Origin of the sequence: Actinoplanes utahensis, assembly GCF_016862455.1 — a bacterium.
GTDB classification, from domain to species: domain Bacteria; phylum Actinomycetota; class Actinomycetes; order Mycobacteriales; family Micromonosporaceae; genus Actinoplanes; species Actinoplanes utahensis.
This window is the reverse complement of record NZ_BOMZ01000042.1, coordinates 170,785-194,785: the sequence shown is the minus strand read 5'-3', so window position 1 is coordinate 194,785 and position 24,001 is coordinate 170,785. Positions and strand designations below refer to the sequence as shown.

At 71.3% G+C, this 24,001-nt stretch carries 26 protein-coding genes; 13 read left to right on the top strand and 13 right to left on the bottom strand.

Features of this window, described 5'->3' with window-relative positions:
- Window positions 1-88: 88 nt before the first annotated feature.
- The 3 genes from Aut01nite_RS16185 to Aut01nite_RS16175 form a co-directional block, all read right to left on the bottom strand.
- Window positions 89-574: an HAAS signaling domain-containing protein gene (locus Aut01nite_RS16185; protein WP_152629079.1), complete on the bottom strand. Its 486-nt coding sequence runs from the start codon at window positions 572-574 to the stop codon at window positions 89-91.
- A complete protein-coding gene (locus Aut01nite_RS16180; RefSeq protein ID WP_043532228.1) occupies window positions 571-912 on the bottom strand; it encodes a PadR family transcriptional regulator in 342 nt (113 codons plus the stop codon). Before Aut01nite_RS16180 ends, Aut01nite_RS16185 begins: the two co-directional genes overlap by 4 nt.
- Before the next feature lie 74 nt (window positions 913-986).
- The gene (locus Aut01nite_RS16175; protein WP_043532102.1) at window positions 987-2,429 is read right to left on the bottom strand and encodes a glycoside hydrolase family 43 protein; all 1,443 of its coding nucleotides are present in this window, start codon (window positions 2,427-2,429) and stop codon (window positions 987-989) included.
- Window positions 2,430-2,877: 448 nt separating this feature from the next.
- Between Aut01nite_RS16175 and Aut01nite_RS16170 the strand changes: the two genes are divergently transcribed.
- Entirely contained in the window at window positions 2,878-4,266 is a 1,389-nt protein-coding gene (locus Aut01nite_RS16170; protein WP_043532100.1) for a hypothetical protein, read from the top strand.
- Window positions 4,267-4,328: 62 nt separating this feature from the next.
- Here Aut01nite_RS16170 and Aut01nite_RS16165 read toward each other — a convergent pair whose 3' ends face one another.
- The gene (locus tag Aut01nite_RS16165; RefSeq protein WP_043532098.1) at window positions 4,329-5,078 is read right to left on the bottom strand and encodes an SGNH/GDSL hydrolase family protein; all 750 of its coding nucleotides are present in this window, start codon (window positions 5,076-5,078) and stop codon (window positions 4,329-4,331) included.
- Between the two features lie 161 nt (window positions 5,079-5,239).
- Between Aut01nite_RS16165 and Aut01nite_RS16160 the strand changes: the two genes are divergently transcribed.
- Window positions 5,240-5,527 (top strand): hypothetical protein, encoded by a 288-nt coding sequence (locus tag Aut01nite_RS16160; protein ID WP_043532097.1) that lies wholly within the window; start codon window positions 5,240-5,242, stop codon window positions 5,525-5,527.
- Window positions 5,524-5,784, top strand: a complete 261-nt coding sequence (locus Aut01nite_RS16155) for a hypothetical protein (RefSeq protein ID WP_043532096.1) — start codon at window positions 5,524-5,526, stop codon at window positions 5,782-5,784. The genes Aut01nite_RS16160 and Aut01nite_RS16155 overlap by 4 nt, the downstream gene beginning before the upstream one ends.
- A 5-nt stretch (window positions 5,785-5,789) precedes the next feature.
- Here Aut01nite_RS16155 and Aut01nite_RS16150 read toward each other — a convergent pair whose 3' ends face one another.
- A complete protein-coding gene (locus Aut01nite_RS16150; RefSeq protein ID WP_043532095.1) occupies window positions 5,790-7,169 on the bottom strand; it encodes an NAD-dependent succinate-semialdehyde dehydrogenase in 1,380 nt (459 codons plus the stop codon).
- Entirely contained in the window at window positions 7,166-8,524 is a 1,359-nt protein-coding gene (gabT, locus tag Aut01nite_RS16145; RefSeq protein ID WP_043532094.1) for a 4-aminobutyrate--2-oxoglutarate transaminase, read from the bottom strand. Before gabT ends, Aut01nite_RS16150 begins: the two co-directional genes overlap by 4 nt.
- A 34-nt stretch (window positions 8,525-8,558) precedes the next feature.
- Here gabT and Aut01nite_RS16140 point away from each other — a divergent pair, with 34 nt between their 5' ends.
- The 4 genes from Aut01nite_RS16140 to Aut01nite_RS16125 all read left to right on the top strand — a co-directional run bounded on the left by Aut01nite_RS16140 (window position 8,559) and on the right by Aut01nite_RS16125 (window position 12,064).
- The gene (locus Aut01nite_RS16140; protein WP_239124602.1) at window positions 8,559-9,440 is read left to right on the top strand and encodes a LysR family transcriptional regulator; all 882 of its coding nucleotides are present in this window, start codon (window positions 8,559-8,561) and stop codon (window positions 9,438-9,440) included.
- Window positions 9,441-9,598: 158 nt separating this feature from the next.
- On the top strand, window positions 9,599-10,762 hold the full coding sequence (locus Aut01nite_RS16135; protein WP_043532224.1) for an MFS transporter: 1,164 nt from the start codon (window positions 9,599-9,601) through the stop codon (window positions 10,760-10,762).
- Window positions 10,763-10,783: 21 nt separating this feature from the next.
- Window positions 10,784-11,131: a hypothetical protein gene (locus Aut01nite_RS16130; protein ID WP_043532093.1), complete on the top strand. Its 348-nt coding sequence runs from the start codon at window positions 10,784-10,786 to the stop codon at window positions 11,129-11,131.
- Window positions 11,132-11,359: 228 nt separating this feature from the next.
- Entirely contained in the window at window positions 11,360-12,064 is a 705-nt protein-coding gene (locus tag Aut01nite_RS16125; protein ID WP_043532092.1) for a DivIVA domain-containing protein, read from the top strand.
- 60 nt (window positions 12,065-12,124) lie between these two features.
- On the opposite strand, the gene Aut01nite_RS16120 is transcribed toward Aut01nite_RS16125, so the two are convergent.
- Entirely contained in the window at window positions 12,125-13,765 is a 1,641-nt protein-coding gene (locus tag Aut01nite_RS16120) for a M28 family metallopeptidase (protein ID WP_043532090.1), read from the bottom strand.
- 258 nt (window positions 13,766-14,023) lie between these two features.
- Between Aut01nite_RS16120 and Aut01nite_RS16115 the strand changes: the two genes are divergently transcribed.
- Complete coding sequence (locus Aut01nite_RS16115; protein ID WP_052164485.1) at window positions 14,024-14,878, top strand: CPBP family intramembrane glutamic endopeptidase; 855 nt, start codon at window positions 14,024-14,026, stop codon at window positions 14,876-14,878.
- On the opposite strand, the gene Aut01nite_RS16110 is transcribed toward Aut01nite_RS16115, so the two are convergent.
- The 4 genes from Aut01nite_RS16110 to Aut01nite_RS16095 all read right to left on the bottom strand — a co-directional run bounded on the left by Aut01nite_RS16110 (window position 14,861) and on the right by Aut01nite_RS16095 (window position 18,037).
- Window positions 14,861-15,991 (bottom strand): hypothetical protein, encoded by a 1,131-nt coding sequence (locus Aut01nite_RS16110; RefSeq protein ID WP_043532088.1) that lies wholly within the window; start codon window positions 15,989-15,991, stop codon window positions 14,861-14,863. The genes Aut01nite_RS16115 and Aut01nite_RS16110 overlap by 18 nt on opposite strands.
- Before the next feature lie 628 nt (window positions 15,992-16,619).
- Window positions 16,620-16,904, bottom strand: coding sequence for a transcriptional regulator (locus Aut01nite_RS16105; protein WP_043532086.1), 285 nt, complete (start codon window positions 16,902-16,904; stop codon window positions 16,620-16,622).
- Window positions 16,901-17,344: a hypothetical protein gene (locus Aut01nite_RS16100; protein ID WP_043532084.1), complete on the bottom strand. Its 444-nt coding sequence runs from the start codon at window positions 17,342-17,344 to the stop codon at window positions 16,901-16,903. The genes Aut01nite_RS16105 and Aut01nite_RS16100 overlap by 4 nt, the downstream gene beginning before the upstream one ends.
- Window positions 17,345-17,404: 60 nt before the next feature.
- Window positions 17,405-18,037 (bottom strand): hypothetical protein, encoded by a 633-nt coding sequence (locus Aut01nite_RS16095; protein ID WP_043532082.1) that lies wholly within the window; start codon window positions 18,035-18,037, stop codon window positions 17,405-17,407.
- Window positions 18,038-18,142: 105 nt separating this feature from the next.
- Here Aut01nite_RS16095 and Aut01nite_RS44305 point away from each other — a divergent pair, with 105 nt between their 5' ends.
- From Aut01nite_RS44305 to Aut01nite_RS16075, 5 genes are all read left to right on the top strand, one after another.
- The gene (locus Aut01nite_RS44305) at window positions 18,143-18,277 is read left to right on the top strand and encodes a hypothetical protein (RefSeq protein ID WP_268871744.1); all 135 of its coding nucleotides are present in this window, start codon (window positions 18,143-18,145) and stop codon (window positions 18,275-18,277) included.
- A gap of 186 nt (window positions 18,278-18,463) precedes the next feature.
- Entirely contained in the window at window positions 18,464-19,135 is a 672-nt protein-coding gene (locus tag Aut01nite_RS16090) for a TetR/AcrR family transcriptional regulator (protein ID WP_236643127.1), read from the top strand.
- A 49-nt stretch (window positions 19,136-19,184) separates the two neighbouring features.
- Window positions 19,185-19,529 carry a DoxX family protein gene (locus tag Aut01nite_RS16085; protein ID WP_043532078.1) on the top strand — a complete coding sequence of 115 codons (345 nt, stop codon included), beginning with the start codon at window positions 19,185-19,187 and terminating at the stop codon, window positions 19,527-19,529.
- 99 nt (window positions 19,530-19,628) lie between these two features.
- The gene (locus Aut01nite_RS16080; protein WP_043532076.1) at window positions 19,629-20,873 is read left to right on the top strand and encodes an endonuclease/exonuclease/phosphatase family protein; all 1,245 of its coding nucleotides are present in this window, start codon (window positions 19,629-19,631) and stop codon (window positions 20,871-20,873) included.
- 174 nt (window positions 20,874-21,047) lie between these two features.
- Window positions 21,048-22,145 (top strand): FAD-dependent oxidoreductase, encoded by a 1,098-nt coding sequence (locus tag Aut01nite_RS16075; RefSeq protein ID WP_043532074.1) that lies wholly within the window; start codon window positions 21,048-21,050, stop codon window positions 22,143-22,145.
- 249 nt (window positions 22,146-22,394) lie between these two features.
- Here Aut01nite_RS16075 and Aut01nite_RS16070 read toward each other — a convergent pair whose 3' ends face one another.
- Both Aut01nite_RS16070 and Aut01nite_RS16065 read right to left on the bottom strand, forming a co-directional pair.
- The gene (locus tag Aut01nite_RS16070; RefSeq protein ID WP_043532072.1) at window positions 22,395-22,787 is read right to left on the bottom strand and encodes a hypothetical protein; all 393 of its coding nucleotides are present in this window, start codon (window positions 22,785-22,787) and stop codon (window positions 22,395-22,397) included.
- A gap of 9 nt (window positions 22,788-22,796) precedes the next feature.
- Window positions 22,797-23,999, bottom strand: a complete 1,203-nt coding sequence (locus tag Aut01nite_RS16065) for an MFS transporter (protein ID WP_236643126.1) — start codon at window positions 23,997-23,999, stop codon at window positions 22,797-22,799.
- Window positions 24,000-24,001: the final 2 nt, after the last annotated feature.

The following is a 24,001-nucleotide window of genomic DNA, read 5'->3' as shown; positions in this document are numbered from 1 at the left end:
CATCCTGCCAACCGCCGCCACTCCGGCATATCCGTGGTAACCCGGATGAGCAGCGTCATCCGATCATCAGGGTCGAATCAGGGTGTCGTCATTCGGACGGCTCGACCGTCGCCGTCGCCGTGGCGGCCGGCGCCGGCGGAGCGTTCTCGACCGAGGGCGCGGGGCCGGAGTCGGAGGGCACGAAGAAGGCCAGGCCGAGGCAGAGCACGATCACGGCGCCGACGGCCAGGAGCCCGAGCAGCACCCAGAGCGGCTTCAGGTTCGGCCGGGGCGGGCTGGCGGGCGTGAACGGCGGCGGCGTGAACGGTGGCGGCGTGAACGGTGGCGGCGGGGTCACCCGGGGGATGTCGGTCTGGGTGTCGGCGGCCGCGACGATGCTCTCCGGATCGCCGAGACGATCGAGGATCGTGCGGACCTCGGCCTCGGTCCCGGTCTCCGACTCGGCCCGCGCGATCTCGATGTGCTCGCGCAGGTCGCCGAGCAGCTCCTCGCGGCGCCCGGCCGGCAGGCGGCTCGCGGCCTGCTCCACCCGGGCCAGATAGGCGGCCACGAGCTCATCGGTCTGGGTCATCATCGAATCTCCGTTCCCAGGATGCGGTCGACGCCGCTGCGAAAAGCGACCCACTCGGTGCGGAAGTGGGTGAGAGCCGCCTCGCCGTCCGGAGTCAGGGTGTAATAGCGCCGCGGCGGGCCGGCCGGTGCCTCGCGCCAGGTGGTCGCGATCCGTCCGTTACGCCGCAGGCGGGAGAGCAGCGGATACATCGTGCCCTCGCTGGTGGTCATGCCGAGGCCGGTGCTGAGTTGCTGCACCAGCTCGACGCCGTAGAGCTCGCGCTTGTCGAGAAGCGCGAGCACGCAGTACTCGATGGTGCCCCGGCGCAGGGCCGTGGTCAGTGCCGCGTCTTCGCTCACCTCCACAAGGTACCTTGCACTGCAAGGCAACGCCACCAAGAAAAGAGGGCCGGAGCCCTCTTCCCCTGTCACCGTCACTGCACCCGGAAGGTGGCGTCCGCCCTCTCCGTCGCGGTGCTGATCGGGTCGATGCGCAGCAGATAGTCGTAGTGCCGCAGGTACCGGCTGGGGTGGTTGTACGACTGGAACGACGACCAGGAGCCGTCCGCCAGCCCCGCGACCTGCTTGAACGTCGCGTCCGCCGCGAACGTCGAGGTGCCGTCGTTCGGCGCGAGCACCCCGTCGTACCCGTAGTGCCGCAGGTAGTGGCCGGGGTAGTTGACCGACTCGAACGACACGTACCCGGAGCCGTTCGCCAGGCCGGGGACGATCCGGAACTGACTGTCCTGGGCCGGGTTCACGTTCGCGTCGATCCGGACGTCGAAGTTGGAGTGCCGCACGTACCGGGTCTGATTGTTGTACGACTGGATCCGCTTCAGGGTCGTCGTCGAGGCGCCCCACTTGGCGAGCACCCGGCGTTCCTCGGCGGCGGTCAGGTTCAGGATCGAGCCGTGCCGCTTCTTGGTGGCGCCGAGGCTGAAGTCGGTGCGGGTCGCGAAGTTGGCGGTGCTGCCCAGGTTGGTGGACCGGACCGGCATGTAACCACGGCCGGTCGCGTACTGGTCCACCCACAGGTGCCACTCGTTCGTACCGTTGGTCTGCGCCCACATCGGGCCCTCGACCACGTTGCCGCCGGTCGCGCCGTTGGAGAGGCCGAGACGCTGCAGGTCGCCGATCCGGGTCCAGGCGCCCAGGATCGAGTTGCCGCCCTCGATGGTGATCTGCCCGTCGGCCGACGCCCGGTAGTAGCGGTAGCCGCCGAGGCTGTTCGGCACCTCGATGATCTGGGTGTCGATGATGCCCTGACCGGTGCCCCGATCGATGTAGAGCTGCGGGGCGGAGACGGTACGGAAGTCGCTGGTCCGTACGTACCAGATGCGGTGCTTGGTGACGCCGTTGAGGGCCGAGTTGGTGGCCCAGTAGATGATGTAGTCGTTGGTGGCCGGGTTCCAGATCGCCTCCGGCGCCCAGGCGTCACCGGCGCCGGAGATGCCGCCGGCCACGTTGACCAGCCGCGGCACCGACCAGTTGACCAGGTCGGACGACTCCCACACGACGAGGCTCTTGCTGCCCTTGGTGGAAGCGTCGCCCCACGAGGTGCCGCCGGCGATCCGCAGGTCGGTGGCGATGATCCAGTACTTGTCGCCGTTGGGCGAACGGACGATCGCGGGGTCGCGGACGCCCTGGGTGCCGACGGTGGAGAGCAGCACCGGGCCGCCGGCGTTCAGGTCGGTCCAGTTACGGCCGTCTCTGCTGTGCGCCAGATAAATCTGCTCGCCCCGGCTGGACTCGCCGGTGAAGTGGACCATCAGGTAGCCGGTGAACGGGTCGAGGGCGCTGGCGGGGGCGGCCAGGCCGGTGACGAAGAGGACGAGGAGGGTGAGGATCGCGCTGACGCGAGTGAGGGCGCGGGTCATCGGGACTCCGTTTGTTAGCGTTAACGCACGGGGGGAATGTTTCGAAGTGTTGACGCCCGTAACTTTCCTGTCAAGAAGCCGGCGTGACTCGGGTGTCGTGCGGTCCTTGCGGCTGCCACGCCGGGCCCGGTCCACAGCCGGCCGTCGGCGCTGACGGGAACCTGTCGAAGGGATGATTTCGCCGGCGGTCCGGGATCTGTGCAAGAACGGCGTCCGGTAATGGCTTTCCCGTCGAATGCGGAGATGCGCTCCTGAGCTGTCACATTCGCCATGTCGCCATTGATGGACCTGATTCATCGCAGGTGGGCATGGCTCAACGGGGGTCGGAAGGCGATGGGGGGCGGTGCGATGAGAGGGCTGTCACCGGTAAGGTCTGTCGATGCGGCCGATCATGACGCGCCGTTTAAGCCGCCCTTAAGAAGAACTTGAAACAATCGAGGAAAAGGACATGCGAGCCCTGCTTGCGGCATCGGTTGCCGCTCTTGCCGTCGTCGCCATGGGAGCGTGCTCGTCACCTGCCGGGGAAAGCGCTGCTCCGGCGCCCGGTCAGCAGGTCGCGGCGGGCTCGCCGGCCCTGCCTCCGGCGGCCTCGGCTCCCGGCTCCACGCCGGCCTCCGCGCCCGCGCCGTCCGCATCGGTGTCCGCCCCGGCCGCCGCGGCCACGCCGGGTGCGAAGGCTGCCGGCGGCTGTGCGCGGCCCGCCGCCGCCAAGCCGGTCGCCAAGGTCACCACGGTCGGACTGCCGGCCAAGGTCGCCGGTTACGGCTCGGAGGGCGACACCGAGAACCTGCCGATGGCCATCGCCGCCCGCCCCGACGGCGGCTCCTGGCTGGCCTGGCTCGGCACCGGCGGCAAGGTCCACCTGGGCCGGCTCGGCTGCGACGACGAGCTGAGCGGCGCCCCGGTCAGCTTCACCGGGATCGACCTGCAGGACGTGCAGGCCGACGCCGACGGCGGGGTCCTCCTGCTCACCCGCAAGGGCGACTGCGGCGGCGGGTCGCTCTGCGGCGGCGCGTCCAGCCCCTGTAACACCATGCACATGATCCGTTTCGACAACAGCGGCAAGCTGGTTTGGGAGCGGCAGGTCACCAACCTCACCGGCGGCCGCACCGGTTACGACGACGGGGCCCGGTTCATCTGGTGGTACCAGCACCACGGGCGGCTCGCGACGAACGGGTCGGACTGGGCGGCGTACTTCGGCGTGGCGATCACCGTCAAGAACGGCTCCTGCGTCGACATCCACCAGGGCGACCGGATCCAGGTTGTGAGCGCTAACGGCAAATTGCTCCCCAACCACGAGGACGCGGCCGAGGTCGGATGCAGCCACGCGTGGAACTCCCGGATCGTCTGGGACCCACGGACCCGGCGATTCGCGGCGGTCTGCGCCACCGACAACGAATGCCGGATCGCGCAGCCGAACCCGTACCGCACCGTCGCCGCCGGAACCTGCGACGGCACCCTCTTCGGCGGCGATCTGGTCCTGGCCGAGGGCAAGGGCTACTGGACCGCGTGGAGTCAGGGCGGCCAGGTCCGCCTCGAACGCTTCACCACCGGCAAGTCCACCAGCACGGTCCGGACGGGCGTCGCCTCGGCCCACCCGCACCTGGTCTCCTACGGCACCGGCCGGATGCTGCTCTCCTGGCAGTCCGGTTCCGGAATGGCCGCGCAGGTCTACGACGCCGGCACCGGCAAGGCCGTCGGCGGCCGGCTGACCCTCGCCGTCAAGGACCACTCCTACCAGGCCTTCAAGTCCTACGCCGACGGCAGCGCCGCCTACCCCGCCACCGGCGGCAGCACCACCACGATCAAGATCGCGCGGGTGTTCCCCCAGGTCTGACACCTCGCACGGCCGCCGCACTCCGGTGCGGCCCCGCCGACCGGGAGCCGCGGCGGTGGCCGTCAGGCGGGGATCGGGGTCCAGGTGGCGAACTTGGGGGAGCGGTCGTCGCCGGACGAACGGCCGCGGAGACGGCGGTTGACCCAGGGCAGGACGTGCTCGCCGTAGTAGCGGGCCTCGGAGAGCAGACGGAACGACGGCGGCGGCGTGGGGTCGAGCACGTGGGCGGCGACCGGGTGGCCGAGGGCGGCCAGGACCAGGCTCGCGACCCGGCGGTGACCGTTGGTGTTCAGGTGCAGGCGGTCGGCGGACCAGTAGGCGTGGCGGCGCAGCTCGGCGTCGCGGAAGCAGTCGACGAAGGTGACGTCGTAGCGGGGGAGCAGCTTCTCGACGGCCTGGGTGAGGATCTCGCCGCGGCGGCGGAACGTGCTGCCGAACGGGAGGTGATCCGACGGGTCGGCGCCGCTCAGCACCACCATCCGGACGCCGGACGCGGTGCAGCGGCGGATCGCGTGCTCGGTCAGCTCGATCAGCCGGTCCAGGGAGGCGCTGCTGCGGAGCATGTCGTTGCCGCCACCGTTGAAGGACAGCAGGGTCGGCGCCGGATCGAGGGCGAGAGCCGCTTCCAGCTGGTCGTTGACGATCGGCTCGAGGAGGCGGCCGCGGATCGCGAGGTTCGCGTACTCCACCTGGTCGCCGTCGGCGGCGAGACCGGTCGCGACCAGGTCGGCCCAGCCGCGCTCGGCGCCGTCGGGCAGGGTGTCGCCGAGGCCCTCGGTGAAGCTGTCGCCGATCGCTACGTAGCGTGTCATGTCGTTCTCTCCCGCTGCTTCATGTGTGTGGTTTCGGGCGCGCGGAGCGGCCGAACTCCACACACATGTGGAGCCCTGCTGGTGATCAGGCTCGAAACTATACGATCGAGCGGTCGGATATCCCTTCCCGCGTCGTACATCACGGTCACTAACATCGGCGGATGCGGATCGATCTGAACCGGGGCTCCCGCGGCTCCGCCCTGCTCACTCTGGCCGTCACCGGTGTCTTCGGCTTCGCGGCGGCTTCCGGGGCGCTGTTCCCGGAGCGCTTCCTGACCACCCCGGGCCTCACCGAGCGGATCATCTCGGGAATCTGCGCGGTGGTGATCCTGCCGGCTTTCGTGTTCTCGATCGCCTGGCATGGAGCACGCTGCCCCGGCACACCCTCACCATCGACCACCCCGGGATCGGCCCGATCCGGTGGGATCAGCTGGCCGGGGTCCGGGTGATCCGGCGAGACGGCCGGAGCCCCGGCTTCGCGCTGGAGCTCGTCCCGGTTGCCGGCGCCGACCTGCGCCGGGACTACCGGCGGTTGACGCGGGCGCCGGACGAGCCGCTCCGCTACCGGCTCACGCTGCCGAGCGACCCGCAGGTCGCGCTGCGGGTGGAACAGGCCGTCCAGCTGTTCGCGCCGCACCTGTGGCAGGGCGTGCGGCACGAACAGCTCGACATCGGCGCGGCGCGGCGGCGGCTCGGCAAGGGGTAGGCCGCCTACGCCGGCCAGTCCACGCTGAGGTACCGGGTCTCCTGGAACTCGCGCAGCCCGTCCCGTGCGCCCTCCCGGCCCAGGCCACTCTGCTTCACGCCGCCGAACGGCGCGGACGGATCCGACACCAGGCCCCGGTTGACACCGACCATCCCGGCGTCGATCGCCTCGCCGAGCCGCAGCGCATGCATCAGGTCGCCGGAGAAGACGTACGCGGCCAGGCCGTACTCGCTGTCGTTGACCGATTTCAGCAGCTCGTCCTCGGACGTCCAGGTGGTGATCGCCGCGACCGGCCCGAAGATCTCCTCCCGCAGGATGGCCGCGCCGGCCGGCACGTCCACCAGCACGGTCGGCGGATAGAAGTGGCCCGGCGCGTCCGGCGTCGCGGCCCGGTGGCTGATCCGGGCCCCGGCCGCGACCGTCTCGTCCACGCGCTGCGTCACCCGCCGCAGCGCGGCCGCGCTGATCAGCGGCCCGATCGCGGCGCCGCCGGCGGCCGGGCCCACGGTCAGCCGCTCCACGGCGGCGCCGAACCGCGCGGTGAAGGCCGCCGCGACCGACGCGTGCACGTAGAAGCGGTTCGCCGCGGTGCACGCCTGCCCGCCGTTGCGGAACTTGGCGATCATCGCGCCCGCCACGGCCGCGTCCAGGTCGGCGTCGTCGGTCACGATGAACGGGGCGTTGCCGCCCAGCTCCATCGACGAGTTGACGACCCGGTCGGCGGCGTGCCGCAGCAGCACCCGGCCGACGGCGGTGCTGCCGGTGAAGGAGATCTTCCGGACCCGCTCGTCGTCCAGCCAGGCGCCGACGACACCGGACGCGTCGGTGGTGGTGACCACGGTGATCACGCCGTCCGGCAGGCCGGCCTCGGTGAGCAGCCGGGCGATGGCGAGCGCGGTGAGCGGCGTCTCGGCGGCCGGTTTGACCACGGCGGTGCAGCCGGCGGCGAGCGCCGGGCCGATCTTGCGGGTGATCATCGCGGCCGGGAAGTTCCACGGGGTGACCAGGGCGGCGACACCGACGGGGCGGTGCGTGACGAGGGTACGGGTCCCGCCTGCCGGGGACTCGCCGAAGTCGCCGCCGGGACGCACGGCCTCCTCGGCGAACCAGCGGAAGAACTCGGCGGCGTACGTGACCTCGCCGGCCGCGTCGGACAGCGACTTGCCGTTCTCCCGGCTGATCAGGCGGGCCAGCTCGTCCCGGTCCCGGATCATCAGCGCGAACGCCCGGTGCAGGATCTCCGATCGCTGCCGGGGCGGGGTCGTCCGCCAGCCCGGGAACGCCTCCGTGGCCGCGTCGACGGCCTCGACCGCGTCCGGAACGCCCTGATCGTCGACGGTCGCGACGACCTCGAGGGTCGCCGGGTCGATCACCTCGAACGTCATCGGAGCTCCTCCAGGGCCGCGGCGATCACGTCGAAGGCGTCGTCGAGCAGCGCGTCGCTGATCGTCAGCGGCGGCAGGAAGCGCAGCACGTTCCCATGGGTGCCGCAGGTCAGCACGATCACACCGCGGGCGTGCGCGGCCTTCGCCACCTCCCGGGCCAGGCGCGGGTCCGGCTCGTCGCCTCCGGAGCGGACCAGCTCCACCGCCAGCATGGCGCCCCGGCCCCGGATGTCACCGAGCCGGTCGTCCGCGGCCTGGACGTCCGTCAGCCGGCGGAACACCAGCGTCTCGATCTCGCGCGCGCGGGCGACGAGACCGTCCTCCTCGATCGTCTCGATCGCCGCCAGGGCCGCGGCGCACGCGATCGGGTTGCCGCCGTAGGTGCCGCCCAGGCCACCCTCGTGCGGCCCCTCCATGATCTCGGCGCGCCCGGTCACCGCGGACAGCGGCAGCCCACCGGCGATGCCCTTGGCGGTGACGATCAGATCCGGGACGACACCCTCACGGTCACAGGCGAAGAGATCACCGGTACGGGCGAAACCGGTCTGAACCTCGTCGGCCACGAACACCACACCGGTCGCCCGGCACCACGCCGCCAGCGCCGGAAGGAACCCGGGGGCCGGCTCGATGAACCCGCCCTCGCCCTGCACCGGCTCGATGACCAGGGCGGCCAGGTTCTCCGCGCCGATCTGCTTCTCGATCTGGTCGATCGCCCGCGCCGCCGCGGAGGCGCCGTCCACGCCGCCGTCCCGGTACGGGTACGACCCGCCGACCCGGTACACCTCTGGGGCGAACGGCCCGAAGGTGTGCTTGTACGGCCTGTTCTTCGCCGTCATCGCCAGGGTCAGGTTGGTCCGCCCGTGGTAGGCGTGGTCGAACACCACCACCGCGTCCCGCCCGGTGTACGCCCGGGCGATCTTCACGGCGTTCTCCACCGCCTCGGCGCCCGAGTTGAACAGCGCGCTGCGCTTCTCGTGGTCGCCGGGGGTGATCCGGTTGAGCGCCTCGGCCACGGCGACATAACCGTCGTACGGCGTCACCATGAAGCAGGTGTGCGTGAACGCCGCCGCCTGCGCGGTCACCGCCGCCACCACCCGCGGGTTGGCCGCGCCGACCGTGGTCACGGCAATGCCGGAGCCCAGGTCGATCAGGTGGTTGCCGTCGACGTCGACGATGATGCCGCCACCGGCCGCGGCCGCGAAGACCGGCATGGTGGTGCCGACCCCGCCGGCCACCGCCGCGACCTTGCGGGCCATCAGTTCCTGGGATCGCGGGCCGGGGAGTCCGGTGACCAGCCGCCGCTGTTGATCAATGCTCACGCCGTCAGTCTCGGGTCCGCGACCATGCCCGTCCATTACCATCCCGGCAGGCACGCTATGCCGGGGAGGCATGATGGAGCTACGGCACATCCAATACTTCGTGGCGACCGCCGAAGCGGGCACCGTCAGCGGCGCGGCGCTGCGGCTGCACCTCACCCAGCCCGGCCTGTCCCGTCAGCTCCGCCAGCTCGAACGCGACCTCGGCGTCCCGCTCTTCGACCGATCGGCCGGCCGACTGGAACTGTCCGCGACCGGCCGCTCGCTCCTCCCACAGGCGCGGGACCTGCTCCAGCGGGCCGACGCGCTCCGGCTCGCGGCGTCCTTCCACGCGGCCGGCCGGCTGGAACGGCTGACCATCGGTGCGCCGACCGTGACCCTGACCGACGTGGTCGCCCCGTTCATCGCGACACTGGCCCCGGACGACCCGACGACCGACGTGCTCGGCGCCGACGGTCTGTCCCCGGCACAGACCCTCCGGCTCGGCGCGGACCTGGCCGTCGGCACCGTCGCGGCCGCGGCCCCGTTCCACGAGATCCCGCTGGCCGTCCTGCCGGTCTGGGCCTACGTCCCGGCCGGCCACCCGTGGAGTGGGCGCCGGGCCGTCCCGTTGAGCGAACTGCTCGGTGAACCGCTGATCCTGCTGCCGCCGACCTTCACCGCCCGGCAGGCGCTCGACGCCACCCGGGACGACATCCCGTACCGGTCGGTCATCGAAGCCGCCAACGGCACGGTCGCCCAGGCGCTCGCCGCCGCCGGCCGCGGCATCGCGATCGCCTCCGACGACCCTCGCTTCGGCCTCGTCCCGCTCGCCGTCGACCTGGGCGGCCGGCACCTCTCCATCCGCTTGCGCGCCGTCTGGGACTCCCGGCACCCCGCCGCCCCCACCCTGGACCGCTTCGCCGCCCGCCTCGGCCGCTTCATCCGCGACCGCTACGACGCCCCCGCCACCTGACCGGTGACCGGAGGCTCCGGCCCGGTGGCCGCGGTGCGGCCGTGGCCCCGGGCGGACCTCGCGCGGACTCTCGGGGGCGGTGGGAGTCCGGCGGAGGGCGGTGACGAGCGTACCGAAAACCGGTCTTCGGCTTTGAGATGTTTCGATATGGTGTGCCGATGATCGACCGGATGGTGCCGCTGCTGGCGCTTGCCGCGGCCGCGTTCTGCTATGTGGCGACCGAGACGATGCCGATCGGCGTCCTCACGCTCGTCGCGGGGGATCTGGGCGTTCCGGAGCCGGCGGTCGGGCTGCTCGTGACCGGGTACGCGGTGGTGGTCGCGGTGGTCACCATTCCGTTGACGTACGCGACCCGCAACGTCCCCCGGCGCCGTCTCATGATCATCCTGCTGGGTGTGCTGGTGCTGGGCAACCTGATCTCCGCGCTCGCGCCGGGCTACTGGCTGCTGCTCGGCGCCCGGCTGCTGACCGCGCCGTCCCAGGCGATCTTCTGGGGTGTGGTGGCGCCGGTCGTCGCGGCGATGTTCGACGTGTCGGTGCGCGGGCGGGTCAACGCGGTGGTCTTCGCCGGGGCCTCGCTCGGGCCGATGCTGGGCGTGCCCGCCGGGACCTGGCTCGGCCAGCAGTTCAGCTGGAGGGCCGCGTTCGTGGCCCTGACCGTGCTGGCGCTCGCCGCCTTCGGCGCTCTGGTCGCCGGGATGCCGGACGTCCGGGTCGCCGCCACCCACGCGGCCACCGGCACCCGTCCGGACCGTCGCCGGTACGCGATCTTCGTCGCCGTCACCACCCTCGCCGTGGCCGGGCTGTACACCTCGTTCACGTACACCGAGGTGTTCCTGCTGTCGGCGACCGGGTTCACGGCCGCCGCCCTGGCCCCGCTGCTGCTCGTGCGGGGCGCCGCCGACTTCGCCGGGGTCGCCGCCGGCGGCTACGCCAGCGACCGGTGGCAGCGCGGCGCCGTCACCGGGTCGGCCGCGATCCTGGCCGTGGCACTGCTCGGGATGTACGTCGCCGCCGGCTCCGGCCCGATCGTCGCGGTGCTTCTCGCCGCCACCGCGTTCGCGATCGGCGCGCTCACCCCCGCGCTGCAGAACCGGGTCCTGGAGGTGGCCCCGGGCAGCACCGACATGGCGTCGGCGGGCAACTCGGTGGCGTTCAACGTGGGCATCGCGGCCGGCTCGCTGATCGGCGCGGCGGTGTTCGACGGGCCGGGTGTACGGGCCACCGCTCTGGTCGGCGGGCTGCTCGCGCTGGCCGGGCTCGTGCTGTTCCTGGCCGAGCCGCTGCTGGTACGGCGTACCCCCGCGGTCGTCCGCAGGTGATCGCCCTGGGAAACTTCGCACGTGGAAGCACTGCGGCTGATTCTTCTCTTCATTCACCTGGTCGGTTTCGCCCTGTTGCTCGGCGGCGCCGTCACCCAATTCGTCTCCGGCAGGTTCCGGATCAACCCGGCCGTCCTGTGGGGCTCGATCATCCAGCTGGCCAGCGGCATCGCGCTGTCGGCACCGCTGCGCGGAGGCGGCGACGACGAGCCGAGCCCGATCAAGCTCGGCGTCAAGCTGCTCCTCGCCGTCCTGATCTTCATCATGGTGTTCATCCCGCGCAAGCGCGACGCGGTCGCCAAGGGTCACTTCATCGGCATCATCGCGCTGACCGTGGTGAACGCGGCCGTCGCCGTCTTCTGGCGCTGATCAGGTGATATCCCCCTAATATACGCGCGCCCCGGAGTCCGCTGTGCGGGTGAACGAAACATCCTTCGCATAGGTGTGATGCGGGCACCGGGAGCGTGCGTGTCCTCGCCGGCCCCGGTAGTCTCGACCGGATTCTCTCGGGTAGTGAGGCCCGAGTGATCAAGGGGCACAGGGGCGTTGCGTAGGATTTCTCGCCGCACGACCCAACCGAGGGAACCGAGGAGCACGATGCCGCTCACTCCAGCTGACATTCACAACGTGGCCTTCAAGAAGCCGCCGATCGGGAAGCGCGGGTACGACGAGGAAGAGGTCGACGCCTTTCTGGACGAGGTGGAGGGCGAGCTCACTCGCCTCCTGGAGGAGAACGGCGCGCTGAAGGACACCCTCCAGCGCGGCGGCGGCGGGGGCGGCGGCAACCCGGCCGCGACGATGGTTCTCAACAACGAGTTCGCCGACCTGGCGGCCCAGCTCGAGCGGCTTCAGGAGGCCCGCGCCCGGGCCGAGCAGAACGCCCGTAACGTGCAGGCCCAGCTGGAGCGGGCCCGCGCCCAGGCCCCGTCCGGCGCCATGCCGGCCCTCACCGCCGGCGACGACGACCGCAACTCCCGGGTGCTGATGATGGCCCAGCGGACCGCCGACGAGCACATGCGTGACGCGCAGCGCGAGTCCGAGACGGTCATCTCCAGCGCACGCGACAAGGCCGAGCAGCTCACCAGCGAAGCCTCGATCAAGGCCGCGACCATCGAGGCGGACGCCCGCCGCAACCACACCGAGGCGATGGACAGCCTGGTGGAGAAGCGGGCCGCCGCACTCGACGAGATCGACCGGCTCGGTCAGCTCGCCACCAGCTACCAGGAGGCGCTGACCAACCACGTCACGCAGCAGCTGATGGACCTGACCGCGGCGCCCGAGCCGGGCGGCCGCGACATCTGATCCGTCCCCGCCACCACGAAGGCCGGCCCCCGCCAGGGGACCGGCCTTCAGCGTCGTCGCTCAGGACTCCGGGTGGTGCTCGTGCTCGTCGCCACCGTCACCGGTGTTGAACGTGCCCTGCGGGCCGGCCGGGGCCGGCAGCTTGATCGGCTTGCCGGGGACCGGCCTGCCCTTCACACCGTTCACCGACTCGGTCGAGAAGGCGTAGGTGAGCTGGGCGAACGCGATCAGGTCGCTGTTGATCTCCAGCGCCTTCCGGTCCAGGTTGCCGATGTTGTCGCAGGCCTGGTGGTAGCACGGGTCGAAGGACGCGCCCGCGGTGCCGCCCCAGATCGTGGCCTGCTGCTCGGTCTTGACCACCTCGGCGCCGGTGAAGAGGCCACCCGACGGGATGCCCGCCTCGATGAACGCCTGGTAGTCGCTGCGGCCGGAGAACTCGGCGTCGTCGTACGGCTGCTTCTTCAAGGTGTAGTACGACTCGAAGAGGTCCTCGATCGCGGTCGAACCCTCCGGCACCACGACCGGAGCCGGGAACGACGACTGGTCCGCGTCGTACACCTGGAAGATGTAGTTCGGCGAGCCGACCATGTCGTAGTTCAGGTACAGCGCGATCTTGTCCTTCTCGGCCTGCGAGAGCTCCGCGACGTACGCCGCCGAACCGATCAGACCCTCCTCCTCGGCGCCCCACCAGGCGAACCGCAGCGTGTTCTGCGGCTTGCTCTTCGCCAGGGTCAGCGCGGTCTCCAGGATCGCGGCCGAACCGGAGCCGTTGTCGTTGATGCCCGGGCCCTCGGTGACGCTGTCCAGGTGCGAACCGGCCATCACCACGTTGTTCCGGTTCTTGCCGGGCAGCTCGGCGATCACGTTGTAGTCGGTCCGCGTCTCCGACGGGATGACCTGCACGTGCGCGGTCGAGCCGGCCGAGGCCAGGGATGCGCCGTTGGCGAAGCTGGCGCCGACCACCGGGACCGTGACCCCGTGGTCCTCGCCCAGCGTGCCGACGACCACACCCTCACGGGTCGGGTCGTTGCCCTGGTTGAAGATCACCACGGCCTCGGCGCCGGCCGCCTGCGCGAGCTGCGCCTTCACCACGAAGTTGCAGGTGCCACGCTGGACCAGCGCGATGTCCGCCGGGCCGGAGAAGTCCAGGCCGGCGAAGTCGGTCGCCTCGCAGCCGCTGGTGTTGGCCCGGTCACCGGTCAGGTTGATGTCGACCGGGACGACCCTGCCGGTCACGTCACCGGCGGGGCTGCCGGTGAAGGCCGCGGTCTCGTAGTCCGCCGCCGCCGGGGTGATCTGCTCGAGCACGGCCGGGAAGTTGAAGGTGAACTCGAACGGGTCCAGAGTCACCTTGTAACCGGCCTTGCGGAGCAGCCCGGAGACGTACTTGACGCTGTCCGCGTAGCCCTTGGTGCCGGCCGCCCGGGTGCCCGGGTAGTACGGGTCGTTGTTCTTGTCGGCGATCTTCTGGAGAACCTTGAGGTGATCCAGCACGCCGTCGAGCGTCACGCACTTGAGCACTTCGGCGTACGTGTCGTTGGCCTGCCTGGCGCACGGGTCGCTCTTCCCGCCGTGCCCGTGGCCGTGACCACCCGCCGAAGCGGCGGTGGCCGGAACGACGGTCAGCGTGGTGGCGATGGCCACCGCTCCGAGCGCCCGAAGTGACCGGCGCCGGGTTGGCGCCGCGTCCTCGTGACTCATCTGCGAATCCCCCTGTCCTTTGCGGAACTCGCATCAACTTAGAAGACGGCGGCCGTCGATGGCCATAGCTGAGGGATCTCACCGGCGAAACTGATACCAACCGATGGCCCCGCCCTGCGAGTGAACCGTCTCAAAAGGTCGTTACCGCTGAATCCGCGCCGCTGCCGGGCGCGGCGATGCGCCGGGAGCCGCGGGCGAACCGGCGGGCCGAACGTCGCGATGATCGCTACGATGAGTGATCGATCATCATGATCACTCATGAGCGACGGCGCCACGGTGTATTCCTACGTTCTGCTGGTGACGGTCTACGGGCTGCTGCTGGCAAGCACCGTGCACGCGATCGTGCGACGGCGGACGCTTCTGGCCGGGCTGGCGGCGCGGCGGGCGGCCTTCTACCGCAACGGCATCGTCAACATGGTCGTCCTCGCCGGGCTCGCGGTGCTGATCGTCGGGCTGAACCCCGATCTGACGATGGCCGGCGCGGGCTGGACGTGGCCGGACGGCGTCTGGACCGACTACTTCTACACCGGCGGGATCCTGGTCCTGCTGGCCGGGCTGTTCCTCAAGTCACGCCGCAACCCGCAGCCGGAGACGTCGACGGCGCTGCTGCCCCGGACCGCGGGGGAGCGCCGGCTCGCGGGCGCCGGGGCGTTCGCCTTCGGGATCGGCGAGGAGATCCTCTACCGAGGGCTCCTCCTGGCGGCCGGCACCGACCTGCTGGGCCTGCCGACGGCGGTGGTGGCGGCCGCGGGGCTGGTGATCTTCACGGCGGGGCACGCCTATCAGGGCTGGCGGGGCATGTTCTCGATCGGCCTGCTCGGCTACCTCCTCACGATGCTGTACCTGAGTTCGACGAGCCTGCTGCTGCCGATCCTGATGCACATCGTCTGGGACCTGGTGGCGCTGCTCCTGGTCCGCGTGCCCGTCCGCGAACAACCGGTTCCGCCTTCGCCTTCGACTGTCCCTCCGGATTCGACTGCGCCTTCGACTGCAGCTCCGGCTTCCGCTCCGGCTTCGGCCGATATCGAGGTGGAGGCGGCGGCCGACGTGGGGACGGAGGCCGGGGTAGGGGATGGGGTCGGAATCAGGCTGCGGTCACCGATTCCACGGTGAGACGGCACCCGTCCGCTGACCGGCCGGCCGCATCGGAACCGGGATCGTCCACGGGCGCGGGGTGCCGCGGCGGGCCGCCCGCCACGCCCGGACGGCGGCCACCGGAACCGCCACCAGCACGGCGAGCATGTCCAGGTAGGCGAGCACCTCCACCCGGATCTTGCTGACGGTGTAGCCGCCGTCCCGCAGCATCTCCGGCAGCATCAGGCGGTAGTGCTCGTCGGCAACGAGACTGGCGATGGTCGTCCACACCGGTGCGGCTGCCGCCAGGAGCGTCGCCAGGCCGCGGAACCAGCCCGGCAGGACGGGGATCGCCGCCACGAGGAGAGCGAGCAGGGCCATCGTGAGCGGCCAGAGCAGCGCCGGGCCGCCGACCTCGAACGAGGAGAACTCCAGCTCCTCCACGACTCCGTCACGGACGGCCCAGAACGAGTTGAGGTCGGCCGGCGCGGGCAGGGTGGCCAGGCAGACGATGACGGCGAGCGCGACGGCGACCAGCAGCTCGTAGCGGCCGGCCACGACCAGGACGGCGACCAGGGTCAGCACGGAGGTCCCGGCGAAGGCCATGCCCCAGCCGACGCCGGGTTCCCAGGCGAAGTTGCCGACGCTGAGCTCGCCGGTGGGCGCGATGGCCGGGAGCAGACGCCGGGTCACCTCGTCGTCGAGCTGACCGATCCGGGCGTAGAGAGTCAGGAGCAGCCCGAGCAGCAGGGCCCCGGCCAGCAGCGTGGGGATGCCGATCACCAGGCGCAGGGTGTCGCGGAACGTCAGCAGGGCCAGCGTGAGGACGGTCAGCAGGGCCGCGCCCAGCGAATAGGCCAGCCAGTAGACCGGCAGGTCGGTGCCGTGGACCTCGAAGAGGGTGGCCTGCTCGCCTGACGACGATCGGACGAAGTAGACCTGTCCGCCGAGCATCAGCAGGCCGAGACCGGTGGCGGTGAGGAACCACAGGCCGCTCGCCCGCCGCCGGACCGCGACCATGGTCACCGGGCCGCGGCCGCGGTGCAGCACGGCGAGCCCGGCGAGCAGCCCCAGCGACCCGGCGAACGCCGCGACGATCCAGACGATCACAGCGGTCGCCTGGCCCGCGGTCGGCGCCAGTTCCTCCGGCATGGGTGCCCTCCTCCGATCGATCCACGATCGTAGAGGGCACCCGCGGCACGGTCAGCCCCGGCGGATCAAGGCGATCCGGTAGACGGTCTCCCGCGCCGTCCTCACTGTGAACGGTGACGTCCCGGCTCCGTCCGGAGGTGCTGGCGGTGGCGTACGGATCGGTGGTCGTGGCGGTCACTTCGGCGCGGTGCGGGTCGCGCACCGCCACCCGGTAGGAGGTGGCCGCCGGATCGAAGCCGCGCACCGGCACGCCGTTCACCGCGAGCCCGAAATGGTCGCCACTATCTGCAATGTCATCATCACGGGCCGCAGGATTAGGCCCTGGCTGTCACCGCTGTCTCACCGTCCCCGAGGCAGCGGCCGGCCATCACGGCCAGTGTGGTGAGGGGCGCTGACACCAGTGCTCTGCGGTGCCTGCTCATCTGCATGTCTCTCCCAGCGGAGGGGACGGCGCCCACCGTCCCCGGCCGATGGGCGCGTACGGGGGCGTTGCCAGAGCGTTGGCGCTCACAGCCTCGGCGCCGAAGAAGTTCGATGTCCGTTGCCGGGATGTGGCGGCTGTCCCCGCCGCCTCGCCGGGGGCGGTCGGGGGAGTGGCGGGCGGCGCGCTGTCCAGATCTTGCGGACGTCAGCCGTCGATCATGGCGCGAAGGGCGGCGACGTGACCGGCGTAGGCTTTCCGGCCGGACGGGGTCAGGCTCACCCAGGTCTTCACCCGGCCGCGGCCGGTCGGCTTGGTGATGGTGACGTGGCCGGCGTCCTGCAGGACCTTCAGATGTTTGCTGAGCACCGAGTCGGCGACGCCGAGCATGTCGCGCAGCACGCCGAACTCGGTGCTGTCGGTGGCGTCCAGGGAGGCGCAGATCCGCAGCCGGTGCGGTGCGTGGATGGTCTCGTCGAACGTGCTGGTCATGCGGCGGAGCGGAGCTCGGCGCGGAGGGCGGCGTCGAAACCGCGGCCCAGCAGGACCGTCCCGGCGAACGCGAGGACGGCGAGCACCCCGATCGGCCAGCGGGAGTCGGTGTAGGCGGTGGTGGCCCAGGTGCCCAGCAGCACCGCGCCGACGAGCCCGCCCATCGCGAACGACCACCGGCCCGTCCGGCCGCCGCGGAAGCCGGACACCCAGACCCCGGTCCGCTCCCGGTAGGCCTTCATCAGCAGGAGGGTGGTCGTGATGAACAGCATGCCCGCGATGAGCCCGGCGGCATCGCCGCCGAAGCCCAGCGCGGTCACATAACCGGCGAGGGCGGCGCCGAGGACCGGGTGGTACCACCCCGGGGTGACCAGGCGTCCGGCGACGGTGGAGCGGGCGTCGGCAATGGCGGTGAGCTGCTCGGCAGCATTGTTTTCCATGACGGCAACTCAATCACATTCCGAGTTGGAAAGTCAATGTGGAGGAGCCGGGGTGTCGCGTCAGGGCGCCCACTGGCGCCATCGGACGAGAAGGGGGCGCAGTTCGATCTCGCGGGCGTCGGCCATGATCCGGACCCACTCCGTCAGGTAGGTGGTGTCCAGAGTGTCCAGCCCGACCTCGAGAAGGGTGCGGGTGGCGGCTGCGGCCTGCACCGCCATCCCGGTGTCCCGGGCACCCTGACGCCGCCGCGGATCGCCGCGCTCGTCGAACGGGAACGTCACGATCAGCGCGATGAGCTCGTAGCAGTCACCGAACAGCAGCATCCCGGTGGCGATGCACAGGTACCGCACGTGGGTGGCGTCCGGGGTGCCCGGCGGCTCGGCGCCCAGCACGCCGACGGCGCGACGGCGCATCCGCTCGGCGAAACGGACCTGACGGTCGCGCAGATCCCGTCCGGTGGGGGTGCTGGCGAGCCGGGTGGCGTCCGGCCGGTCCACCGATCGCCGCTGCAGCAGGTACGGCTCGGCGATCTCGTCCAGCAGGGCCGCGGCGATCCGGGCCGGGCCGGCCGTGTCGAGCGGGACGTCTCGTCCGGCGAGCGCGGCGCGTAGTTCGGTGAGAGCCTCGGCCCGCCCGTCAGGCCCGGCCGTCTCCAGCAGATCCCGCAGGCTGGGGGTGGCCCAGCGCGCCATTAACCAACGGTACGTCCACATTCGAACCCTGGCTATGCGCCGTTCGTGACCGGATTCGCAACGCCCGACCGTCGTCCGGCCGGCCCACGGCATCGTGCATCGTCGATGCCGTGTACCCGTGATTCGGCCGGCTCGCCGCCGCGGCCGCGGATCATCGTCGAGGAGCCGGAGCCGGAGCCGGAGCCGGAGCCGGAGCCGGAGGTGCAGACCGCCGTCGGTGATGAGGCGAGACTCCGGTGACGCGGTCGATGCGACAGGCGCGGCGGAGCTGCGCACCCATTCTCACTGATCTTCGCCGACGAGGACGGGCCTCGTGGTGGGCTACCGGGGAGTCGCCCGGGTGATGGGTCGGGGATGGGGCTCCTGGCGGTGACCCGTGGGTGGGAGTCTGGCGACTGTCGGCGGGAGATGGCGGGAGGGGTGGCGGTGAGTGACGGCAGGCGGCGGCGGGACGCGGAGGAGAACCGGGACCGGATCCTGCGGGCGGCACGGACACTGCTGGCACGGCAGCCGGGGGCGAGCATGGACGATCTGGCGCAGGCCGCCGGGGTGGTCCGGCGGACGGTGTACGCGCACTTCCCGAACCGGGACGAGTTGCTCGCCGGGCTGGCCGACAGGTGCGCGGCGGACCTTCTCGCGGCGCTGGGGCGTACCGATCGGGATGGACTCGAACCGGAGGTGGCGCTCGCCGACTACGCGCTGACCGTGTGGGCGGCCGGCGAGCAGTACCGGCTGCTGATCTCCCTGGCCGAGAGCAACCTCGGGACGGCCGGGCTGCGGGAGCTGCTGCATCCGATCGCGGCGCAGAGTTCCACGCTGCTGGCACGGGCCCGGGAGAGTGGCCGGTTCGCCACCCACCTGCCGTTGCCGGTGCTGAGCGCGAACCTCCAGGCGATGACCCTGGCGATGATGCAGGCGGTCAACGACGGGCTGTGGGCCGAGGGCGGGGCCCGCGCGGCGGTCGCGGTGCTGGTGGCGGCGGGTCTGCCGGTCGCCGAGGCGGAGGCGGCGACCCGGCGGGCGTCCCAGGTGCGCCACGTCCCGCCGGATGGCGATGGCGAGGTGCGGAGCGTGTCACAGAATGTTGCACAGGGGTGAGCAGGAAAATTAGCCTGCACGTGTCTGTGCAGCTTGCCCTGAACGGGGGATGACCGTGAACACCGTGCTGGCCGGCATCGTCGTCGTGTTCTTCGGTGTTCAGGGGATCGCCCGCCTCGCCGCGAGCGATCAGGAGCAGCATGCGGCGGCGTACCACTTCGGGGTCTCGGTGTCGGAGTACCGCAAGTTCTCCGCCCTGCTGATCCTCGGTGGCCTCGGGATGGCGGCCGGCCTCGTCGTCCCGGCGCTCGGGATCGCCGCCTCGGTCGTAATGATCATCTCGATGGTGATCGTGGCCGGGCTGCGGTACGTGTGCCAGGACGGCCCGGCGCGGGTCGCCCTGCCACTGGTGATCGCCGCGCTGACGGCGGGTTACCTCACCACCGCCGGCTGAGAGGCGTGGCCGTCCGGTCACCGCCGGCCGAGAACACTCGATGATCGATTGGTGAACGCCATTGCGCCCGGGCCGGACACTCCGGTACCCACCTGAGGAATGAAGCGTCTTCTCTTCACCGCACTCCTCGGCGCGGCACTGATCGGCAGCGGCACCCCCGCGCTCGCCGGCGGCGGCCATCGCGATCGCGAGGTGCGGTTCGCGACATACAACCTGTCCCTGAATCGGCCGGCCGAAGGGCAGCTGCGGGAACACCTGGCCAACCCGGACGTGGACGACGTCTACCGCCGGCAGGCGAGGAACGTGGCCGAGGTCATCCAGCGGGCCGCCCCGGACGTGGTGCTGATCAACGAGTTCGACCACGACCCGGAGGCGGCGCGGCTGTTCGCCGACAACTTCCTGGCCGTCCCGCAGAACGGGGCGCGCGCCCAGCGGTACCCGTACCGGTGGACCGCCCCGGTCAACACCGGCGTCGCCAGCGGGTTCGACCTCAACGGCAACGGCGTCACCGACACCACCCCGGGCGACGCCTCGTACGCCGACGACGCGTACGGCTACGGTCTCTTCCCCGGCCAGTACGGCATGGTCGTCTACTCGAAGTACCCGATCGACCACCGGGCGATCCGTACGTTCCAGCTGTTCAAGTGGAAGGACATGCCGGGCAACCTGATCCCGGACGGCTTCTACTCGGCGCAGGAGCGGGCGGTGCTGCGGCTGTCGTCGAAGAGCCACTGGGACGTGCCGGTCCGGATCGGCAAGCGTACGGTCCACTTCCTCACCTCGCACCCGACCCCGCCCACCTTCGACGGGCCCGAGGACCGCAACGGGCGCCGCAACCACGACGAGATCCGCTTCTGGGCCGACTACGTGACGCCCGGGAAGACCTCGTCGTACATCTACGACGACCGGGGTCGCCGCGGTGGCCTGCGGGCCGGTGAGCCGTTCGTGATCGCCGGCGACCAGAACGCCGACCCGTACGACGGCGACTCCTACGACGGCGCGATCAACCAGCTGCTCGCCCACCCGCTGATCAACACCCGGGTCAGCCCGGACAGCGCGGGCGGGCCGGAGGCGGCGGTCCTGCAGGGCGGGGCGAACCTCACCCACACCGGAGACCCGGCGAACGACACGGCCGACTTCGCCGACACCGCGCCCGGCAACCTGCGCGCCGACTACGTGCTGCCGCGCAGGAACCTGCGGATCCGGGACGCGGGCGTGTTCTGGCCGGTGCAGGCCGACCCGCTGGCCCGGCTGTCCGGCGTGTACAGCCCGGCCTGGTCGGCGGTCGGCGGTTACCCCACCTCCGACCACCGTCTCGTCTGGGCCGACCTGAGCATCCGCTGATCGAACGGCCGGGCGGCGCCGACCGCCCGGCTGCTCGGATCCCGGACGACCGTGCCGGCAGCGAGTCATGACCTCGGCCGGCGCCAGGCCGGCATGGCGTGCATCCGTACCCACACTGTCTGATTTTTGGCATCAGCCACCGATAGCGGTCGATTGACGGCAGCCTGGTGGGTCATGGACGTACTTGTGGTCGGCGGTGGCATCGCGGGACTCGCCCTGGCGCGGGCGCTGCGGCGGCGGGACGTGCCGGTGACCGTGGCCGAGCGGAGTCCCGCCGCCGGCGGCGGGCTGGCGATCAACCTGCCGGGCAACGCGGTGGCGGCGTTCGCGGCGCTCGGGCTCGCGGACGGGCTGCAGAAGCTGGGGCGGCCGACCGGCCGGCGGGAGTACCGGACCAGGAAGGACCGGCTGCTGTTCGCCGTCGACGAGGACGCGTTCTGGGGTCCGGAGGCACGCCCCAGGTGCGTACGCCGCTCGGATCTCCTCGCTCTTCTCGCCGACGGGCTCGACGTGCCGGTGCGGCGGCCGGTCGAGGTCACCGCGGTGCGCCCGGTGGCCGGTGGGGCCGAGGTGAGCTTCGGCGACGACACCCGGCAGCACTTCGGGTTCGTGGCCGGCGCCGACGGGGTGCGTTCGGTGGTCCGGACCGGCGCGATCGGCGGCGACGGCATCCGGGAGTCGCTGCTCAGCGCGGCGAGCTGGCGGTTCATGGCGCCGAACCCGGGAGTCGGCTGCTGGACGGTGTGGAGCGGCTCGGGCGGCGCGATCCTGTTGATCCCGGTCGACGACGATCAGGTGTACGGGTACGCGTCCGCGACCGGCGGCCGCGCGGTCAGCTCGGACGTGTCCTGGCTGCACGACACGTTCCGGTCCTATCCACGGCCGGTCCGCGAGGTCCTGGACGGGCTGACCGACCTCTACCACTCGCCGATCGAAGAGGTCCGCACCGGGACCTGGTCGGCGGGACGCTGCGTGCTCGTCGGGGACGCCGCCCACGCGACCGCCCCGGTGTGGGCGCAGGGCGCGGCGCTCGCCGTCGAGGACGGCCTGGTCCTGGCGGACCTCCTCGCCGGTGCGGACTGGGATACCGTCGGCGCCGCCTACGAAGGGCTGCGCCGGGAGCGGGTGGCGCACGTGCGGGCGGCGACGGACCGGTTCGCGCGGGCCGCGGCGCTGCCGGTGTGGCTGCGGGACCTGGTGCTGCCGGTGATCGGCCCGAAGACCTACCGGGAGACGTACGCGACCCTGCGGCACCCGTTCCCCACGCCGTAGCAGGCCGGTGCCGGTTCTGTCCGGCTGGTTGTGGCTGCTGTCTCGGCGCAGCTGAGACAGCAACCACAACCAGCCGGGGGTGACCCGGACGGGCATGCATGACGCGCACCCGAGGGGCGGCCGGGAGGGGATGCCTGCCGTTGTCGCCGCGAGGCACGGGACGTTGTGTGGCCCGTACCGGAGCGTGGTGGGAGAGAACCGCCGCGGACCGGAAGCGGGCGAACCGCCGTAAGCCGGCGTCGGCCCGGTCTAGTTCGGGGTCAGCAGGCCCTGCAGGCCGACGATGATCGCGATGATGCCGAAGATCGCGATGATCAGCGGGGTTCCGGAGATCTCGGCCGGGGCGGGCTGCGGCGCACCAGGGGCGCCGGCCGGGACCAGCGGCCGCTTGTTGGTCAGCCGCTCCCAGGCCAGGATGACGCCGACCGCGATGCCGACCACCTCGAAGTGGAACAGGTGCGGCCCGGAGATCAGGTGCACGATCAGGTAGTAGCCGCCGGCGACCAGCGCGACGATGCCGATCAGCCAGCGCCACCGGGTGATGTGCCCGATCGCGCGGCCGATCGCGGGGAAGCGTCCCAGCAGCGGGATCGCGAGCAGCAGGCCGCCGATGATGTTCGCGGCGTCGAGGAGCAGGGCCATCCGCGCAGCTTACTGGGGAGCGCTCCCATGCGCACCGGCGAGGAGCGGCCGGGTCAGCCGGGCGGCGACCAGCGCCACCACGCAGAGCACGGCCAGGCTGACGAACCCGGCCCGGAACGAGTCGGTGACGTCCTTGACCGCGCCCAGCGCGTACACGAACGCGAAGCCGCCGAGATTGGCCCAGAAGTTGCCGAGACCGCTGATCAGGCCGGCGTTGCGATCCCCGAGCACCTGCAGCGGCAGCGCGAACAGCGGCCCGAAGTACACCTGGATCGACACCGAGATCAGCGCCACCACGCCGAGCACCCCGAGCATGCCGGGCACGTAGGTGAGCAGCGCCAGCCCGGCGGTCAGCACGCTCAGCGAGACGCCGATGATCAGCAGCGGCCGGCCGATCCGGTCGGAGAGGTATCCGCCCAGGTAGTTGACCGGCGCGCTGATCGCCGAGGCCAGCGCCGCGACCAGACCGGCGGTGGCCAGCGACTGACCGCGGTCGACGACGAGGTAGGTCGGCAGCCAGAAGGTGAAACCCTGCGCGACGGCCAGCCGGGTGAACTGGACGACCGCGGTCAACTGCACGATCCGCTGCCGGAGCAGGCCGGGAAGCTCGCTGAACCGGGCCGGGCTCCGTGCGGGCTCTCTCGCCGCGGGTCCGGCCAGGAACCGATAGAGGACCAGGGTGAGCAGGCCGAACCCGGCGAACAGCGCGAACAGCAGGCGCCAGCCGAGCGGGCCGACCAGCAGCGGGCCGACCAGGCTGAGCAGGATGTTCGACGAGAAGCCGCCGACCACGTACAGGCCCATCGCGGTGGCTCGCCGGCCCGGCGGGAACAAACCGGTCATCAGCAGCATGCCGGGCATGAACACCAGGGCGCGGAACACCCCGGCCAAGGCCTGATCGATCAACAACAGGGGGTACGAGTCGAGCACCGCGAACAGCGCCGCCAGGACGTTCATGCCCAGCATCCCGATCAGGAACAGCCGGCGCGGCGTGAACCGGTCGGCCAGATATCCCGACGGGATCTGCATCAGCGCGTACGTCAGGTTGCTCGCCGCCGCCAGGGTGCCCGCCTCGGTGAAGCTGATCCCCAGGTCGGTGCGGATCACCGGCAGGAACAGCCCGATCCCGCCGAAGATCAGCCCGATGCTGCTCTGGCACACGACCAGCAGGGTGATGACCGGCCGGCGCCGGGCGATGTCACTGACCGTCACTC

Excerpts from the sequence above, each read along its gene's own strand:
- Aut01nite_RS16185 (WP_152629079.1), bottom strand. The coding sequence starts at position 574 with ATGATGACCCAGACCGATGAGCTCGTGGCCGCCTATCTGGCCCGGGTG.
- Aut01nite_RS16175 (WP_043532102.1), bottom strand. The coding sequence starts at position 2,429 with ATGACCCGCGCCCTCACTCGCGTCAGCGCGATCCTCACCCTCCTCGTC.
- Aut01nite_RS16170 (WP_043532100.1), top strand. The coding sequence starts at position 2,878 with ATGCGAGCCCTGCTTGCGGCATCGGTTGCCGCTCTTGCCGTCGTCGCC.
- Aut01nite_RS16165 (WP_043532098.1), bottom strand. The coding sequence starts at position 5,078 with ATGACACGCTACGTAGCGATCGGCGACAGCTTCACCGAGGGCCTCGGC.
- Aut01nite_RS16160 (WP_043532097.1), top strand. The coding sequence starts at position 5,240 with ATGCGGATCGATCTGAACCGGGGCTCCCGCGGCTCCGCCCTGCTCACT.
- Aut01nite_RS16150 (WP_043532095.1), bottom strand. The coding sequence starts at position 7,169 with ATGACGTTCGAGGTGATCGACCCGGCGACCCTCGAGGTCGTCGCGACC.
- gabT (WP_043532094.1), bottom strand. The coding sequence starts at position 8,524 with ATGGACGGGCATGGTCGCGGACCCGAGACTGACGGCGTGAGCATTGAT.
- Aut01nite_RS16140 (WP_239124602.1), top strand. The coding sequence starts at position 8,559 with ATGATGGAGCTACGGCACATCCAATACTTCGTGGCGACCGCCGAAGCG.
- Aut01nite_RS16135 (WP_043532224.1), top strand. The coding sequence starts at position 9,599 with ATGATCGACCGGATGGTGCCGCTGCTGGCGCTTGCCGCGGCCGCGTTC.
- Aut01nite_RS16125 (WP_043532092.1), top strand. The coding sequence starts at position 11,360 with ATGCCGCTCACTCCAGCTGACATTCACAACGTGGCCTTCAAGAAGCCG.
- Aut01nite_RS16120 (WP_043532090.1), bottom strand. The coding sequence starts at position 13,765 with ATGAGTCACGAGGACGCGGCGCCAACCCGGCGCCGGTCACTTCGGGCG.
- Aut01nite_RS16115 (WP_052164485.1), top strand. The coding sequence starts at position 14,024 with ATGAGCGACGGCGCCACGGTGTATTCCTACGTTCTGCTGGTGACGGTC.
- Aut01nite_RS16110 (WP_043532088.1), bottom strand. The coding sequence starts at position 15,991 with ATGCCGGAGGAACTGGCGCCGACCGCGGGCCAGGCGACCGCTGTGATC.
- Aut01nite_RS16105 (WP_043532086.1), bottom strand. The coding sequence starts at position 16,904 with ATGACCAGCACGTTCGACGAGACCATCCACGCACCGCACCGGCTGCGG.
- Aut01nite_RS16100 (WP_043532084.1), bottom strand. The coding sequence starts at position 17,344 with ATGGAAAACAATGCTGCCGAGCAGCTCACCGCCATTGCCGACGCCCGC.
- Aut01nite_RS16095 (WP_043532082.1), bottom strand. The coding sequence starts at position 18,037 with ATGGCGCGCTGGGCCACCCCCAGCCTGCGGGATCTGCTGGAGACGGCC.
- Aut01nite_RS44305 (WP_268871744.1), top strand. The coding sequence starts at position 18,143 with ATGCCGTGTACCCGTGATTCGGCCGGCTCGCCGCCGCGGCCGCGGATC.
- Aut01nite_RS16085 (WP_043532078.1), top strand. The coding sequence starts at position 19,185 with ATGACCGTGAACACCGTGCTGGCCGGCATCGTCGTCGTGTTCTTCGGT.
- Aut01nite_RS16080 (WP_043532076.1), top strand. The coding sequence starts at position 19,629 with ATGAAGCGTCTTCTCTTCACCGCACTCCTCGGCGCGGCACTGATCGGC.
- Aut01nite_RS16075 (WP_043532074.1), top strand. The coding sequence starts at position 21,048 with ATGGACGTACTTGTGGTCGGCGGTGGCATCGCGGGACTCGCCCTGGCG.
- Aut01nite_RS16070 (WP_043532072.1), bottom strand. The coding sequence starts at position 22,787 with ATGGCCCTGCTCCTCGACGCCGCGAACATCATCGGCGGCCTGCTGCTC.